Below are 14,765 nucleotides of genomic sequence, written 5' to 3'. Positions count from 1 at the left end.
AAGCGTACCGGCGCCACGCTCACCTCTCGTAGCGGTATCTCACGCTCACCTCTCGAAGCGGTATCCCATGCCCGGTTCGGTGATGAAGTGCCTCGGGTGCGAGGGGTCGGTCTCCAGTTTGCGCCGCAGCTGCGCCATGTAGACCCGCAGGTAGTTGCTCTCGGTCCCGTACGAGGGGCCCCAGACCTCCTGGAGCAACTGCTTCTGGCTGACCAGTTTCCCGCCGTTGCGGACCAGTACCTCCAGCAGGTGCCATTCGGTCGGCGTGAGGCGTACGTCCCGGCCCGCGCGCACCGCCTTCTTGGCCGCGAGGTCCACCGTGAAGGTCTCGGTCTCGACGGTCACCTCGTCCTCGCCGGCCCCGGCGCCCGGTTCCGCCCGCCGGACGGCGGCGCGCAGCCGGGCGAGCAGCTCGTCCATGCCGAAGGGCTTGGTGACGTAGTCGTCGGCGCCCGCGTCCAGGGCTTCGACCTTCTCGTCGGAGCTGTGCCGGGCGGAGAGGACCAGGATCGGGACGCGGGTCCAGCCGCGCAGCCCCTTGATCACCTCGACGCCGTCCATATCGGGCAGGCCCAGGTCCAGGACGACGACGTCGGGGTGGCGGGCGGCCGCCATTTCCAGGGCGCTCGCCCCGTCGGCGGCCGCGTCGACCTCGTACTTGCGTGCCTTCAGATTGATCACGAGGGCTCGGACGATCTGGGGTTCGTCGTCCACCACGAGCACCCGGGTCATTGGGGTCCTGCCTTCTGTCGTATCGAATCAACATCAGAATCCACGGGCCGCGCCCCGGCCGCACCCGGCGCGCTGCGGCCCTCGCCGTCCACGCTCACGTGGGCCGTCGGCCGCCCGTTCGTCACGGCCCGCAGCGTGAGCACCATGGTGAGCCCGCCCCCCGGGGTGTCCTCAGCCGTCAGTGTGCCGTCCATGGCCTCGGCGAAGCCGCGCGCGACCGCCAGCCCGAGCCCCACTCCCGCTCCGCGCGGCGCGTCCCCGTACCGCTGGAAGGGGGCGAAGATCCGGTCCCTGGCCTCCTCGGGCACGCCCGGCCCGCGGTCCACCACACGTACCTCGACCCGGTCGCCGAGGAAACTGGCCGCCACCAGCACCCGTTCCCCCACCGGGCTGTACTTGACCGCGTTCTCCACCACGTTGGCCACGGTCCGCTCCAGCAGCCCGGGGTCCACCGCCACCATGGGCAGGGTCTCCGGGATGTCCAGCAGGACGCTGCCCTCGGGTACGCCGCCCAGTGCCATCGGGACCACCTCGTCGAGGTCGATCTCGCGGATCAGCGGGGTGACGGTGCCGGTCTGGAGCCTCGACATGTCCAGCAGGTTGCCCACGAGGTGGTCGAGCCGGTCGGCGCCCTCCTCGATGCCCGCCAGGAGCTCCGCGCGGTCCTCCTCGGACCATTCCACGTCGTCGGAGCGCAGGGAGCTGACGGAGGCCTTGATGGAGGCCAGCGGCGTACGGAGGTCATGGCTGACGGCGGCCAGCAGCGCGGTCCGGATCCGGTTGCCCTCCGCCAGCCGTCGGGCCTCCTCCGCCTCCCCGACCAGTCGCTGCCGGTCGAGTACGACGGCCGCCTGGGCGGCGAAGGCGCCGAGCACCCGGCGGTCCTCGGCGGGCAGCACCCGCCCGGACAGGGCCAGCGCCATGTGGTCGCCGATCGGCATGTCCACATCGGCGTCCTCGGGGCGGGAGACCGGGTTCGGGCCGACGCTGCCGGCCGGCTGCCAGGGTTCCACGTCGCTCTCGCGCTCCAGCAGCGCCACCGACTCCATGGCGAAGGTCTCGCGCACCCGCTCCAGCAGCGCGTCCAGGGTGGTCTCCCCGCGCAGCACGCTGCCGGCGAGGAAGGAGAGGATCTCGGACTCGGCACGCAGCCTGGCGGCCTGGTGGGTGCGGCGGGCGGCCGCGTCCACCACGGAGGCCACGGAGCCGGCGACGCCGAAGAAGACCGCGATGGCGACGATGTTCTTCGGGTCGGAGATGGTGAAGCGGTGGATGGGCGGGGCGAAGTAGTAGTTCAGCAGCAGGGAGCCGACGGCGGCCGAGGCCAGCGCCGGGTAGAGCCCGCCGAGCAGTGCGGCGGCCACGGTCAGGGCCAGGAAGAGGAGCATCTCGTTCGCGAGACCGGGGTCGCTGTCGACGTGCGTGAGCAGCAGCGCGAGCAGCAGCGGCAGGATCACCCCGGCCACCCAGCCGGCCACGATCCGGGGCCGGCCGAGCCGGGCCGCCGAGCGGACCACGGGCAGGCCGCGTCCCTTGTTGGCCTCCTCGTGCGTGACGATGTGGACGTCGAGGTCGGGTCCGGAGTCGCGGGCGACGGTCGCGCCGACGCCGGGGCCGAAGACGTAGCGCCAGGAGCGGTGGCGGCTGGAGCCGAGCACGATCTGGGTGGCGTTGACCCCGCGGGCGAATTCGAGCAGCGCCTCGGGAACGTTGTCGCCGATCACATGGTGAAACGTTCCCCCCAGGTCTTCGACCAGGGTCCGCTGGACCGCGAGCTCCTTCGGCGAGGCGGCGGTCAGCCCGTCGCTGCGGGCGATGTAGACGGCCAGGATCTCGCTCCCGGAGCCCTTCGCCGCCACCCGGGAGGCGCGCCGGATCAGGGTGCGCCCCTCCGGACCGCCGGTCAGGCCCACCACGATCCGCTCCCGGGCCTGCCAGGTGGAGCGGATGTTGTGCTCGCCGCGGTACTGCTGGAGGTACTCGTCGGCCCGGTCGGCGACCCAGAGCAGCGCGAGCTCGCGCAGGGCGGTGAGGTTGCCGGGGCGGAAGTAGTTGGAGAGGGCCGCGTCGACCTTGTCCGACTTGTAGATGTTGCCGTGGGCCATCCGGCGGCGCAGGGCCTGCGGGGACATGTCGACCAGCTCGATCTGGTCCGCGCGGCGCACCACCTCGTCCGGGACGGTCTCGCGCTGCCGCACCCCGGTGATCGACTCCACCACGTCGCCGAGCGACTCCAGGTGCTGGATGTTGACGGTGGAGATCACGTCGATGCCGGCCCGCAGCAGCTCCTCCACGTCCTGCCAGCGCTTGGGGTTGCGCGAGCCCGGGACGTTGGTGTGGGCGAGCTCGTCGACCAGAGCGATGGACGGCTTGCGCGCGAGGAGCGCGTCCACGTCCATCTCGGTGAAGGCGGCCCCCCGGTAGGAGAGCTCCCGGCGCTCCACCTGTTCCAGGCCGTGCAGCATGACCTCGGTGCGCGGACGGTTGTGGTGCTCGACGAAGCCCACGACGCAGTCGGAGCCGCGCTCCACCCGACGGTGGCCCTCCGAGAGCATGGCGTACGTCTTGCCCACTCCGGGTGCCGAGCCGAGATAGATCCTTAGCTTGCCGCGTCCCATGCGCTCATTCTCCGGGACGTCCGGCCTGTTCACGCGCCGATGAGGGCGTACGCGCCGATCTCTGACGGATCCCTGACACCCCGGGTGACCCCGGTCACGCCGGGACCGGGCGGGGCCCCGGAACGCGGCCGTGGGCCGCACCCCCGGAAGGGTGCGGCCCACGGGCCGTACGGGTACACACCGGGGTCAGCGGACCTCGGTGATCTCCGGGCCGCGCTCCAGCTGGCCCATGCCCCCGCCGAAGCGGGAGCCTTCCTGCTCCTCGGTCTGCACGCCGTCCGGCACCATCTGCGCGTCGTTCGGCAGCTTCAGGACGATCGGGTCGCGGGGGGCCATCGGACCCTCGCCGCGGACCACGACGGAGTCCAGGAAGATCCGCTCCAGCACCCCGGCCGACTCGGGACGCACCGCGCCCTGGCCGGAGATGACACCGCGCAGGAACCAGCGCGGGCCGTCCACACCGACGAAGCGGACCAGCTGGGCGCCGGTCTGCCCGTCCGGCAGCGGTACGGGCACCTGCGCGCGCAGCTCCCAGCCCAGCGGACCCTCGACCTCGTCGATGATGCCGCCCTGCTTGGTGATGCCCTCGGCGATCTCCTCGCGGACCTCGCCCCAGATGCCCTCCCTGCGCGGCGCGGCGAAGGCCTGCAGCTGTACGGCACTGTCGCCGAGCACCACGGTCGCGGCGACGATCGCGTCACCGGCGACCTCGACGCGCAGCTCCATGCCCTCGACCCCGGGCACGAGGATGCCGCCGAGGTCGACCCGGCCCTCCTCGGGGTTGCCGGGCACCTCGGCGATGTCCCACGGGCCGTCGGGCCGCGGGGCCGGCGGCAGGTTCACCCTGCGCGGCTGAGCCCCGTCGGTCTCCTCCGTGCCGTCCTGCTCATCGGCACCGACGCCGTCGACGACCTGCTCGGCCGCGCCGCCGTCCTTGACGGAGTCGTTCTTCTTGCGACGTCCGAACACGTCACTGTCCTTCCCGGTCGGATACGACCGAAGCGTAGCCATTCCCACCCTGCTGACCAGCGCCGGATCCGGCCACGGCCGCATGACCACCGGTGGAGCCGAAACCCCCCTCGGCCCGCGCCGAGTCGGGAAGTTCCGCCACCTCGTGGAAGCGCACCCTCTCGACCCGCTGGACAACCAGCTGGGCAATGCGGTCGAAACGCTCGAACCTGACGCTCTCGCGCGGGTCGAGATTGACCACGATCACCTTGATCTCCCCACGGTACCCGGCATCCACCGTCCCCGGGGCATTCACGAGCGCGAGCCCGCAGCGGGCGGCCAGGCCGGAGCGCGGGTGAACGAACGCCGCGTACCCGTCGGGCAGCGCGATGGAGACCCCGGTGGGCAGTACCGCCCGCTCACCCGGCTCCAGTTCGGCGGCCACGGTGGTGACCAGGTCGCAGCCGGCGTCACCGGGGTGACCGTAGGCCGGAATCGGTACCTCCGGGTCGACGCGCCTGATCGCCACGTCCACGCCGGTGTTGTTCTCAGACATCAGGGGTTCACCTCGAAGGCGCGTGAGCGCCTGACCTGGTCCGGGTCGGCCATCGCCGCCCGGATCTCCTCGGGCCGTCCGTTGTCGATGAAGTGGTCGACCTTCACCTCGATGAAGAGGGCGTCCGCGCGCAGTGCGACGGGGCCCCGGGGGCCGCCTATTCGACCGACCGCGCTGGAGTAGATCTTCCGGCCGGCGACGGCGGTGACCTCTGCCTCCAGGTACAGGACGGTGCCCACGGGCACGGGGCGGACGAAGTCCGTCTCCAGCCGGCCGGTGACCGCTATGACGCGCAGCAGCCAGTTCAGGGAGCCCAGGGTCTCGTCGAGCGCGGTGGCCAGGACCCCGCCGTGGGCGAGGCCGGGTGCGCCCTGGTGGGCGGGCTTGACGGTGAACTCGGCACTGACGCGCACGCCCTCGCCCGCGCGGGCCGCCAGGTGGAGCCCGTGCGGCTGGCCGTCGCCACAGCCGAAACAGTGCTCGTAGTGCGCGCCGAGGAGCTCGCCGGGCGCCGGGGCATCGGGGTGCCGCACCGGCGCCGCGGCATCGGCGGGGGGCGTCAACGCTGTGTTTCGTCCACTCACAGCCGCAGACCTTACCCGCGCGGCTACCCGCCGGTCGCCTCGTGGCAGGCTTGGCCGCATGCAGCTCTCCCCCGCGCACCACGACGAACGTCTGACCGCCCCCCGCTCCTGGTGGGGCATCGCCGTGCTCACCGGCATCGCGTGCGCGCTGATGCTGCTGCCGCTCGGGACGCTGCCGCTGTTGGCCGGGCTCGTCGGGGGCACCGCGCTGACGGGGCTGCTGGTGAGTTCGTACGGTTCCCAGCGCGTGCGCGTGGTGGGCGGCGCGCTGGCCGCAGGTGACGCGCGGATCCCGGTCTCGGCCCTGGGCGAGCCGGAGGTGCTGGACCCGGAGGAGGCCCGCGCCTGGCGTACGTACAAGGCCGACATGCGCGCCTTCATGCTGATGCGCAGCTACGTGCCGACGGCGGTCCGTGTCGAGGTCACCGACCCGGCGGACCCGACCCCGTACGTCTACGTCTCCACCCGCGAGCCCGAGGCGCTGGCGGCGGCCATCCGCGCGGCGCAGGGCGTGGCCTGACCCCGCACCCGGTGCGGGCGGCGGGCCCGGCGGCCCGGCTCAGTCGCGGGGGTCGAACGGCCGGCCCTCGATGGCTGCCCTGGCGGCCCCGGGAAGGGGCTCGGTGGGCCGCTCAAGAGGCGGGAGCTGCGGCAGCGCGTTCCAGGGCACGGCACGGGCCCGCAGGTCCGCACGTACCTTCTCGGCGAGTTTGCGGGTGTCGCGGCGGTTCATGACCGCCCCTACGGCGGCGCCGACCATGAACGGCATCAGGTTGGGCAGGTTGCGGAACATCCGCTTCATGATCTGCTGGCGCAGTTCGCGCTTCATCTGACCGCCCAGCGCCGCGTTCAGCGTCGTCGGCTTGGTCAGGTCGACCCCGCGCTCCTCCGTCCACGACATGAGGTAGGCGAGGCTGCGTTCCTTGAGGCTGCCGGGCGGCCGCAGGCCGTAGACCTCGTGGAGTTCGGCGATGAGCTTCAGCTCGATCGCGGCGACCCCGGTGATCTCGGCGGCCAGCTCGGCCGGCATGGCGGGCGGCACCGGCAGCATGGCCGCGGCACCGATCCCCGCACCGACGGTGGAGGTGGCGTTCGCGGCGCCGGAGATCAGCTTGTCCGCGAGCTGATCGGGCCCGAGGCCCGGGAACTGCGCGCGCAGGGTCGCGAGGTCCCGAACCGGAACGCGCGGGGCGTTCTCGATGACTCGGTCGGTGAGGTAAAGGGCGGCGGCCCTGGCACTTTCGCCGCCCTTGCGCACACCGTTCTTGACGGCTTGCAGCCGACGGACCCCGGAGCGGTTCCGGGACCCCTCGCCGGCCTCGGAGGCCGACGGCACCGCCTCGGCGGTGTCGGGGAGCACGGCGGGTACGCCGGGGGCTCCAGGACCCGTTGTCAGGCCCTCGGTTCCCTCGCGCGTCTCCGCCGGATCACCAGGTTTCCGGAAGCGCAGCTTCCGAAATGGTGTCGAGCCAGTCACGGCCGACGCCTCTCAGTCGCATTCGCGGCAGATCGGCTGACCGTTCTTCTCGCGTGCCAGCTGGCTGCGGTGGTGCACCAGGAAGCAGCTCGTGCAGGTGAACTCGTCGGCCTGCTTGGGCAGGACCCGAACGGCGAGTTCCTCGTTGGAGAGGTCCGCGCCGGGCAGGTCGAGGCCTTCCGCATTGTCGATCTCGTCCAGGTCGACGTTCGAGGACGACTTCTCGTTGCGCCGGGCCTTCAGCTCTTCGATGCTGTCGTTGTCTACGTCGTCGTCGGTCTTGCGCGGGGTGTCGTAGTCCGTTGCCATAGTTCGCTCTCCCCCTCTGGGATTTAGCGGGTGTCTCAGCGCACGTAACGCGCGAGAGGCCGGACTTGTGCCCGACCTGAGGCGGAGATTTTGCCTCACATCAAGGTCTGTTACTCAATCGACACCCAGCCGCACATCAGAAGGAGCGATTGGCTGGGATGACGACCGGGACCGTACACGGTCCGGGGGCCGTCTTGCACAAACGCCACCCCATGTATTTTCCGCCGCCAGGTGGGCCGGAAACCCGGACTTCCCGGGCTTTCCGGCTCACCCGAGGTCACTGAACGCATATGGCCGGACACTCGACACTGTGATCGATCACACAGAAGTCACTGCCTTCACGGGGCAAGTATTCAGCCAACAGCGAACACGGGGTGGGCGGAATCACAAGGGTAGAGTGACACGCATCACGAGGCCACCGCCCTCGCGCGGTACCGCCTGGATCCTCCCGCCGTGCGCGCGCGCCACGGAGCGCGCGATCGAGAGGCCCAGCCCGACACCCTTGTCACTGCCCGTGCGCTCCGTACGCAGCCGTCTGAAGGGCTCGAAGAGGTTGTCCACCTCGTACGCGGGAACCACGGGACCCGTGTTCGATACCAGCAGGACCGCCTGGCCGTGCACGGCCTCGGTGGTGACCTCCACCCAGCCGCCCTCCGGCACGTTGTACCGGACGGCGTTCTGCACCAGGTTGAGCGCGATCCGCTCCAGCAGTACGCCATTGCCCTGTACGACGGCCAGCGCACGCTCGCCGCGGATCTCGACGCCCTTGGCCTGGGCCTCCGCACGCGCCTGGTCGAGGGCGCGCGACGCCACCTCAGCCAGGTCCACGGGCTTGCGCTCGATGATCTGGTTGTCGCTGCGGGCCAGCAGCAGCAGGCCCTCGACCAGCTGCTCGCTGCGTTCGTTGGTGGCGAGCAGGGTCTTGCCGAGCTGCTGCAGCTCCACCGGCGCACCGGGGTCGGAGAGGTGCACCTCCAGCAGCGTCCGGTTGATGGCCAGCGGGGTCCTCAGCTCGTGCGAGGCGTTGGCCACGAACCGCTGCTGGGCCGAGAAGGCCCGCTCCAGCCGGTCGAGCATCTCGTCGAAGGTGTCGGCGAGCTCCTTGAGCTCGTCGTCCGGCCCGTCCAGCTCGATCCGCCGGGTCAGGTCGGAGCCGACCACCCGGCGGGCGGTCCGGGTGATCTTGCCGAGCGGCGAGAGCACCCGGCCGGCCATCGCGTACCCGAAGGCGAAGGCGATGATGCTCAGCCCCATCAGCGCCATCAGCGACCGGCTGAGCAGGTCGTCCAGCGCGTGCCGGCGCTGTTCGAGGATGCACGTGTTGATCGCCGCGTTGAACTGGTCGGGCATCTGCCCGGTACCGCTCACGCCGGGACAGCTGCTGGTGACCTGGATCGGGCCGCCGCCCACGATGGTGAACGGCAGCGCGTTGCCCTGCCGCAGCGCCTGGGCCGCCAGCAGGTAGATGATCGACAGCAGCAGGATGCCGGCGATCAGGAACATCCCGCCGTACAGCAGCGTGAGGCGTATGCGGATGGTCGGCCGCAGCCAAGGGAAAGGACCCTCGGGCTGGCCGGGGTCCCAGGTCGGTTTCGGTGGCGCCGGTGGTGGCGCCGGGGTCGCTGCCACCCGCGTCAGATCCGGTAGCCGGAACCGGGGACGGTCACGATGACCGGCGGCTCCCCGAGCTTGCGCCGCAGGGTCATCACCGTCACGCGCACCACATTGGTGAAGGGGTCGGTGTTCTCGTCCCACGCCTTCTCCAGGAGCTGCTCGGCGGACACGACGGTGCCCTCGCTGCGCATGAGGACCTCCAGCACCGCGAACTCCTTCGGCGCCAGCTGCACCTCCTTGCCCTCGCGGAACACCTCGCGCCGGTTCGGGTCCAGCTTGATCCCCGCGCGCTCCAGCACCGGGGGCAGCGCCACCGTGGTGCGGCGCCCGAGGGCCCGTACCCGGGCGGTCAGCTCGGTGAACGCGAAGGGCTTGGGCAGATAGTCGTCCGCCCCGAGCTCCAGGCCTTCGACCCGGTCGCTCACGTCGCCGGACGCCGTGAGCATGAGCACGCGGGTGGGCATGCCGAGCTCGACGATCTTCCGGCAGACGTCGTCACCGTGCACGAGCGGGAGGTCCCGGTCGAGCACGACCACGTCGTAGTCGTTCACTCCGACGCGTTCGAGGGCCGCGGCGCCGTCGTACACGACGTCCACGGCCATGGCCTCCCGGCGCAGTCCGGTGGCCACCGCATCGGCGAGCAGCTGCTCGTCCTCGACGACGAGTACGCGCACGTCGTTTCCTTCCTCAGAGCCCGTCAGGGCAGGCGTGTGATGCGTCGTCCATCCTGCCCCTTTCGGCGGTAAACCGGCTGTAAGACGCCGCGCGGGACCCTCCGCGGGGACGTGCGCGGGGACGGACGTGAGGATTCCCTCGCCTCACGAGGTTTCTGGGACCAGGGCGGCGGGGAGGACGATCTCACACCCCGAACACTCCCTGACGGCGGGCCGCCACGTGCCGCCGCCGACCCACGAAGAGGGGGCGCACCCATCATGGACGCATTCACCGCGGGTCTCCTGCAGCGCATCAGGAACACGCAGTCGGACCTCAGGCAGGCCCGCGAGACGGGCGACGACTTCCTCGTGGAAGTGGAACAGGCGGAGCTGGAAGACCTCCAGCGCATCGCCGCCGATCACGGCGTTCCGGTCACCGTCTCCGTCTGCTGACCGCCCGCCCGGCCCGCCGCTCGGCGGCCGGCCGGCACACCCCGGACCGTCCGAACCCCGGCAGCCACCCGGCCGCCGGGGTTCCCTTCTGTCCGGCCGCTCAGTCGTGCCAGGCCCCGGCCTCCTCCAGCAGCGGCTGGAGCGAGGCGAACACCGCGGGGGTCGCCGCCAGCGCGAGCCCGCCCGAAGCCCGCTCACCGGACCGGCCCCCGGTCAGCGCGCCGGCCTCCCGCGCGATCAGTTCGCCCGCCGCCAGGTCCCAGGGGTTCAGCCCCCGCTCCCAGTACCCGTCCAGCCGCCCGGCGGCCACGTCGCACAGGTCGATCGCCGCCGAGCCGCCGCGCCGGATGTCCCGGACCAGCGGGATGATCCGCTGCACCACGTCTGCCTGGTGGGCCCGCCGGGTCTGGACGTACGCGAACCCGGTGCCGATCAGCGCCTGGTCCAGCGGGGCTGCCGGCCGGCAGGCGAGGCGGACCCCGTCCAGCCACGCCCCGCGCCCGAGCACCGCGGAGTACGTCTCCCCGCGCATCGGCGCCGCCACGACCCCGGCCACCGTCTCGCCCAGGTACTCGGCCGCGATGGACACGCCCCAGGTCGGTAGCCCGTAGAGGTAGTTCACGGTGCCGTCCAGCGGGTCGACGACCCAGCGCACGCCACTGGTCCCGGAGGTGTCGGAGCCCTCCTCGCCCAGCAGTCCGTCCCCGGGCCGCCGCTCCGCGAGGATCTCCGTGATCAGCTTCTCGGCCGCGATGTCCATCTCGGTCACCACGTCGATGGGGCTGGTCTTGGTCGAGGCGACCGCCAGATCGGCCGGCCGTCCGTCCCTCAGCAGCGCGCCCGCCCGGCCGGCCGCCTCCAGGGCCACGTCCAGCAGTTCGGTCTTCAGCTCTTCGGAAATCACGCCCGGTTCCACTCCCTACGCGTACGGACTGTCCATGCCCGCGGCCGCCGGCCGGGGGCCCCGTGCCGGGCAGCAGCCCACGGCACACAGATCATGACTAGCTCCGAGCAGGCCGAGCGCGCAACGCTCCACGGCCTCCCCGCGTTCCGCCGCGGCCCGCTCCAGCACGAGGTCCCGTACCGCCGCCGCGAACCGCGGGTCGGCGCCGACCGTCGCGGAGCGGGCGACCGGGAGGCCGAGCTCGGCGGCCTTCGCCGTCGCCTCCGTGTCGAGGTCGTACAGCACCTCCATGTGGTCCGAGACGAAGCCGATCGGCACCATGACCACCGCCGGGGCGCCCGCCCCGTGCAGGGCCTCCAGGTGGTCGCAGATGTCCGGCTCCAGCCACGGGACGTGCGGGGCTCCGCTGCGCGACTGGTAGACGAGCTCCCAGGGCAGTTCGGTGCCGGTCTCGGCGCGGACCGCGTCGGCGATCACCTTCGCGACGTCCAGGTGCTGCTTGACGTAGGCCCCGCCCGCGCCGTCCGCGGTGTGGTCCGCGGCCGGGCCGGAGGTGTCCGCGGCCGCGTTCGGGATGGAGTGCGTGGTGAAGGCCAGGTGCGCCCCGGCGCGGACCTCCCCGGGCAGCGACTCCAGCGCGGCCAGCACCCCGTCGATCATGGGCTGCACGAAGCCGGGGTGGTTGAAGTAGTGCCGCAGCTTGTCGACCTTCGGCAGGTCCGGCGCGGCCGTGCCCTGCGCCACGAGCAGGTCGAGCGCGTCGGCGAGGTTCTCGCGGTACTGCCGGCAGCCCGAGTACGAGGCGTACGCGCTGGTCGCGAGGACCGCGATGCGCCGGCGCCCGTCGGCGGCCATCTCGCGCATCACGTCGTCCAGGTACGGGGCCCAGTTGCGGTTGCCCCAGTAGACCGGCAGGTCCAGCCCGTGCTCCGCGAAGTCTTTGCGCAGCGCGTCCAGCAGCTCGCGGTTCTGCCCGTTGATCGGGCTGACCCCGCCGAAGCCGAAGTAGTGCTGCCCGACCTCCTTGAGGCGCTCGCGCGGGATGCCGCGCCCGCGCGTGACGTTCTCCAGGAACGGCACGACGTCGTCGGGTCCCTCGGGGCCGCCGAAGGACAGCAGCAGGAGGGCGTCGTAGGGGGCGGCGGGGCCTTCGGCCGAGCCGGCGGCGGAGGCGCGGAGCTGGTCAGACATGCTTCGAATCCTGCCACCCGGCGCGGCCGGCCGGGAAACGGGCCCGGGCGTCCGGACCCGTCCGCTCGCAGTATGGTCACCCTTATTTCCTCTTGCCCTTTTCCTTCCCGTGCGGGCGCCCAGTGCGCGGCCGTAACCTGTATGGGCCAATGACGTCCCTTACGGAGGGCACCTTGCCCAGTCCCTACCGCGCGATCTTCGCGGCCCCCGGGAGTCGCGGGTTCAGCGCGGCCGGCCTCATAGGGCGCCTGCCGATCTCCATGGTCGGCGTCGGCATCCTCACGATGATCTCCGAGCTCACCGGCCGCTACTCGCTGGCCGGCGCGCTCACCGCCACCCTCGCGCTCTCCGCCGCCGTCGTCGGCCCCCAGGTCTCCCGCCTGGTCGACCAGTACGGCCAGCGGCGCGTCCTGCGCCCCGCGGCCCTGCTGGCCGTCGTCGCCGTCGCCGGCCTGCTGCTCTGCGCGGCCAACAACGCGCCCGACTGGACCCTGTTCGTCTTCTCCGCCCTCGCCGGCTGCGTGCCGAGCGTGGGTTCGATGATCCGCGCCCGGTGGACGGCCATTTACCGGGACTCCCCGCGCGAACTGCACACGGCGTACTCCCTGGAGTCCGTCCTCGACGAGGTCTGCTTCATCTTCGGCCCGATCATCGCCATCGGGCTCTCCACCACCTGGTTCCCCGAGGCCGGCCCCCTGGTCGCCGGGGTCTGCCTGCTGGTGGGCGTGTGGTGGCTGACCGCGCAGCGCTCCACCGAGCCGGCCCCGCACCCGCGCGGCGAGGACACCGGGAGGACCTCCGCGCTGCGTTCCCCCGGACTCCAGGTACTGGTGGCCACCTTCGTGGCCACCGGGGCGATTTTCGGCTCCATCGACGTGGTCACCCTGGGCTTCGCCGAGGAGCAGGGGCACAAGGCCGCCGCCAGCTTCGTCCTCGCCATCTGGGCGGGCGGATCCTGTCTCGCCGGCATCGTCTTCGGCCTGCTCCACCTCAAGAGCAAGGCCGAACGCAGGTGGGTGCTGGGCATTTGTGCGATGGCCGTGAGTATGATCCCCCTCCTACTGGCCGGGAACCTTCCGTTTCTGGCCGTGGCGCTCTTCGTCTCGGGCCTCGCCATCGCTCCCACGATGATCACCACGATGGCCCTGATCGAGGCGCACGTACCACGCGCGAAGCTGACCGAGGGCATGACCTGGATCAGCACCGGCCTCGCGGTCGGGGTCGCGCTCGGCTCCTCCGCGGCCGGCTGGGTCATCGACGCCGCCGGGGCGAGGACCGGGTACGTCGTCTCCATCTCGGCGGGGGCCGCCGCGGCGGCGGTTGCGTTCGCGGGTTACCGCCGACTGACGAGGTCGGCGCAAGGGGAGGAGCCCTCCAACGATGGCGACGACGGGGACAGCAGGGAACAGCGGGACACGGACCGCCGCGTGGCATAACTGGGCGGGCAACGTCAGCGCCACGCCCGTGCGCGTGGTCACCCCGACATCGGTCGGGGAGCTCCAGGAGGCGGTCCGCCGGGCCGCCGGGGACGGGCTGAAGGTGAAGGCGGTCGGCACCGGCCACTCCTTCACCGCGGCCGCCGCGACCGACGGCGTACTGATCCGCCCTCAGGCGCTGGCCGGGATCCAGGCGATCGACCGCGAGGCCGGCACCGTCACGGTGGCGGCGGGCACGGTCCTCAAGGACCTCAACCTGGCCCTCGCCGGGGAAGGCCTGTCGCTCACCAACATGGGCGACATCATGGAGCAGACGGTCTCCGGCGCCACCAGCACCGGGACCCACGGCACCGGCCGCGACTCCGCCTCCATCGCCGCCCAGATCCGCGGCCTGGAGCTGGTCACCGCCGACGGCCGGCTGCTGACGTGCTCGGAGAAGGAGAATCCCGAGGTCTTCGCCGCGGCCCGGCTCGGCATCGGGGCGCTCGGCGTCGTCACCTCGATCACCTTCGCCGTGGAGCCGCTCTTCTTCCTGACCGCCCGCGAGGAGCCGATGGCCTTCGACCGGGTGACCGCCGAGTTCGACCAGCACCATGCGGAGAACGAGCACTTCGAGTTCTACTGGTTCCCGCACACCGGCAACTGCAACACCAAGCGCAACAACCGCAGCCAGGGCCCGGCCGCCCCGCCCGGAGCCCTCTCCGCCTGGGTCGAGGACGAGTTGCTCTCCAACGGCGTCTTCCAGGCCGTCAACTCCTTCGGCCTCGCGGTCCCGGCGGCCATCCCCGCCATCGCCCGGGTCGCGAGCCGCGCCCTGTCGGCGCGGACCTACACGGACATCCCCTACAAGGTGTTCACCAGTCCGCGCCGGGTGCGGTTCGTGGAGATGGAGTACGCCCTTCCGCGCGAGCAGGTCGTCGGGGCGCTGCGGGAGTTGAAGGCCATGGTCGACCGCTCCGGCATGCGGATCAGCTTCCCGGTGGAGGTGCGGACGGCCCCGGCGGACGACATCACCCTGTCCACGGCCTCGGGCCGGGAGAGCGCCTACATCGCGGTGCACATGTACAAGGGCACTCCGTACCAGGCCTACTTCACGGCCGCCGAGCGGATCTTCACCGCGCACGGCGGGCGGCCCCACTGGGGCAAGGTGCACACGCGGGACGCGGAGTACTTCGCCCAGGTGTACCCGCGCTTCGGCGAGTTCACCGCGCTCCGGGACCGGCTGGACCCGGACCGGACCTTCGGCAACGACTACCTGCGGCGCGTGCTGGGGGACTGAGGCCGGGGCCG

Annotated in this window: 15 protein-coding genes; 4 read left to right on the top strand and 11 right to left on the bottom strand. The window is 71.8% G+C overall.

Features of this window, described 5'->3' with window-relative positions:
• Window positions 1-45 precede the first annotated feature (45 nt).
• The 5 genes from OG389_RS28400 to OG389_RS28380 all read right to left on the bottom strand — a co-directional run bounded on the left by OG389_RS28400 (window position 46) and on the right by OG389_RS28380 (window position 5,438).
• Entirely contained in the window at window positions 46-732 is a 687-nt protein-coding gene (locus tag OG389_RS28400; protein ID WP_328301268.1) for a response regulator, read from the bottom strand.
• Window positions 729-3,350, bottom strand: a complete 2,622-nt coding sequence (locus tag OG389_RS28395) for a sensor histidine kinase KdpD (protein WP_328301267.1) — start codon at window positions 3,348-3,350, stop codon at window positions 729-731. The genes OG389_RS28400 and OG389_RS28395 overlap by 4 nt, the downstream gene beginning before the upstream one ends.
• Before the next feature lie 186 nt (window positions 3,351-3,536).
• Window positions 3,537-4,319 carry a DUF3710 domain-containing protein gene (locus tag OG389_RS28390; RefSeq protein ID WP_328301266.1) on the bottom strand — a complete coding sequence of 261 codons (783 nt, stop codon included), beginning with the start codon at window positions 4,317-4,319 and terminating at the stop codon, window positions 3,537-3,539.
• A 1-nt stretch (window position 4,320) separates the two neighbouring features.
• Window positions 4,321-4,854 carry a dUTP diphosphatase gene (dut, locus tag OG389_RS28385; RefSeq protein ID WP_328301265.1) on the bottom strand — a complete coding sequence of 178 codons (534 nt, stop codon included), beginning with the start codon at window positions 4,852-4,854 and terminating at the stop codon, window positions 4,321-4,323.
• Complete coding sequence (locus OG389_RS28380) at window positions 4,854-5,438, bottom strand: PaaI family thioesterase (RefSeq protein ID WP_328301264.1); 585 nt, start codon at window positions 5,436-5,438, stop codon at window positions 4,854-4,856. The genes dut and OG389_RS28380 overlap by 1 nt, the downstream gene beginning before the upstream one ends.
• Before the next feature lie 58 nt (window positions 5,439-5,496).
• On the opposite strand from OG389_RS28380, the gene OG389_RS28375 reads away from it, so the two are divergent.
• On the top strand, window positions 5,497-5,958 hold the full coding sequence (locus OG389_RS28375; RefSeq protein ID WP_328301263.1) for a DUF3093 domain-containing protein: 462 nt from the start codon (window positions 5,497-5,499) through the stop codon (window positions 5,956-5,958).
• A 39-nt stretch (window positions 5,959-5,997) separates the two neighbouring features.
• On the opposite strand, the gene OG389_RS28370 is transcribed toward OG389_RS28375, so the two are convergent.
• The 4 genes from OG389_RS28370 to OG389_RS28355 all read right to left on the bottom strand — a co-directional run bounded on the left by OG389_RS28370 (window position 5,998) and on the right by OG389_RS28355 (window position 9,512).
• Window positions 5,998-6,915 carry a hypothetical protein gene (locus OG389_RS28370; RefSeq protein WP_328301262.1) on the bottom strand — a complete coding sequence of 306 codons (918 nt, stop codon included), beginning with the start codon at window positions 6,913-6,915 and terminating at the stop codon, window positions 5,998-6,000.
• A 12-nt stretch (window positions 6,916-6,927) separates the two neighbouring features.
• Window positions 6,928-7,224: a DUF4193 domain-containing protein gene (locus tag OG389_RS28365; protein WP_112451146.1), complete on the bottom strand. Its 297-nt coding sequence runs from the start codon at window positions 7,222-7,224 to the stop codon at window positions 6,928-6,930.
• A gap of 384 nt (window positions 7,225-7,608) precedes the next feature.
• Complete coding sequence (locus tag OG389_RS28360; protein WP_328301261.1) at window positions 7,609-8,853, bottom strand: sensor histidine kinase; 1,245 nt, start codon at window positions 8,851-8,853, stop codon at window positions 7,609-7,611.
• A 5-nt stretch (window positions 8,854-8,858) separates the two neighbouring features.
• Window positions 8,859-9,512 (bottom strand): response regulator transcription factor, encoded by a 654-nt coding sequence (locus tag OG389_RS28355; protein WP_030008767.1) that lies wholly within the window; start codon window positions 9,510-9,512, stop codon window positions 8,859-8,861.
• A 258-nt stretch (window positions 9,513-9,770) separates the two neighbouring features.
• On the opposite strand from OG389_RS28355, the gene OG389_RS28350 reads away from it, so the two are divergent.
• Window positions 9,771-9,944 carry a hypothetical protein gene (locus tag OG389_RS28350; protein ID WP_328301260.1) on the top strand — a complete coding sequence of 58 codons (174 nt, stop codon included), beginning with the start codon at window positions 9,771-9,773 and terminating at the stop codon, window positions 9,942-9,944.
• Window positions 9,945-10,044: 100 nt separating this feature from the next.
• Here OG389_RS28350 and OG389_RS28345 read toward each other — a convergent pair whose 3' ends face one another.
• Complete coding sequence (locus OG389_RS28345) at window positions 10,045-10,845, bottom strand: inositol monophosphatase family protein (protein WP_328304164.1); 801 nt, start codon at window positions 10,843-10,845, stop codon at window positions 10,045-10,047.
• A gap of 18 nt (window positions 10,846-10,863) precedes the next feature.
• The gene (locus tag OG389_RS28340; RefSeq protein WP_328301259.1) at window positions 10,864-12,039 is read right to left on the bottom strand and encodes a ferrochelatase; all 1,176 of its coding nucleotides are present in this window, start codon (window positions 12,037-12,039) and stop codon (window positions 10,864-10,866) included.
• 173 nt (window positions 12,040-12,212) lie between these two features.
• Here OG389_RS28340 and OG389_RS28335 point away from each other — a divergent pair, with 173 nt between their 5' ends.
• On the top strand, window positions 12,213-13,475 hold the full coding sequence (locus tag OG389_RS28335) for an MFS transporter (protein ID WP_328304162.1): 1,263 nt from the start codon (window positions 12,213-12,215) through the stop codon (window positions 13,473-13,475).
• On the top strand, window positions 13,420-14,754 hold the full coding sequence (locus OG389_RS28330) for a D-arabinono-1,4-lactone oxidase (protein ID WP_328301258.1): 1,335 nt from the start codon (window positions 13,420-13,422) through the stop codon (window positions 14,752-14,754). Before OG389_RS28335 ends, OG389_RS28330 begins: the two co-directional genes overlap by 56 nt.
• Window positions 14,755-14,765: the final 11 nt, after the last annotated feature.

Origin of the sequence: Streptomyces sp. NBC_00435, from assembly GCF_036014235.1 — a bacterium.
Lineage (GTDB): Bacteria > Actinomycetota > Actinomycetes > Streptomycetales > Streptomycetaceae > Streptomyces.
This window is presented reverse-complemented; position numbering and strand designations above follow the sequence as displayed.

Coding starts and splice junctions, on each gene's coding strand:
- OG389_RS28400 (WP_328301268.1), bottom strand. CDS start 732: ATGACCCGGGTGCTCGTGGTGGACGACGAACCCCAGATCGTCCGAGCC.
- OG389_RS28395 (WP_328301267.1), bottom strand. CDS start 3,350: ATGGGACGCGGCAAGCTAAGGATCTATCTCGGCTCGGCACCCGGAGTG.
- dut (WP_328301265.1), bottom strand. CDS start 4,854: ATGTCTGAGAACAACACCGGCGTGGACGTGGCGATCAGGCGCGTCGAC.
- OG389_RS28375 (WP_328301263.1), top strand. CDS start 5,497: ATGCAGCTCTCCCCCGCGCACCACGACGAACGTCTGACCGCCCCCCGC.
- OG389_RS28365 (WP_112451146.1), bottom strand. CDS start 7,224: ATGGCAACGGACTACGACACCCCGCGCAAGACCGACGACGACGTAGAC.
- OG389_RS28350 (WP_328301260.1), top strand. CDS start 9,771: ATGGACGCATTCACCGCGGGTCTCCTGCAGCGCATCAGGAACACGCAG.
- OG389_RS28340 (WP_328301259.1), bottom strand. CDS start 12,039: ATGTCTGACCAGCTCCGCGCCTCCGCCGCCGGCTCGGCCGAAGGCCCC.
- OG389_RS28330 (WP_328301258.1), top strand. CDS start 13,420: ATGGCGACGACGGGGACAGCAGGGAACAGCGGGACACGGACCGCCGCG.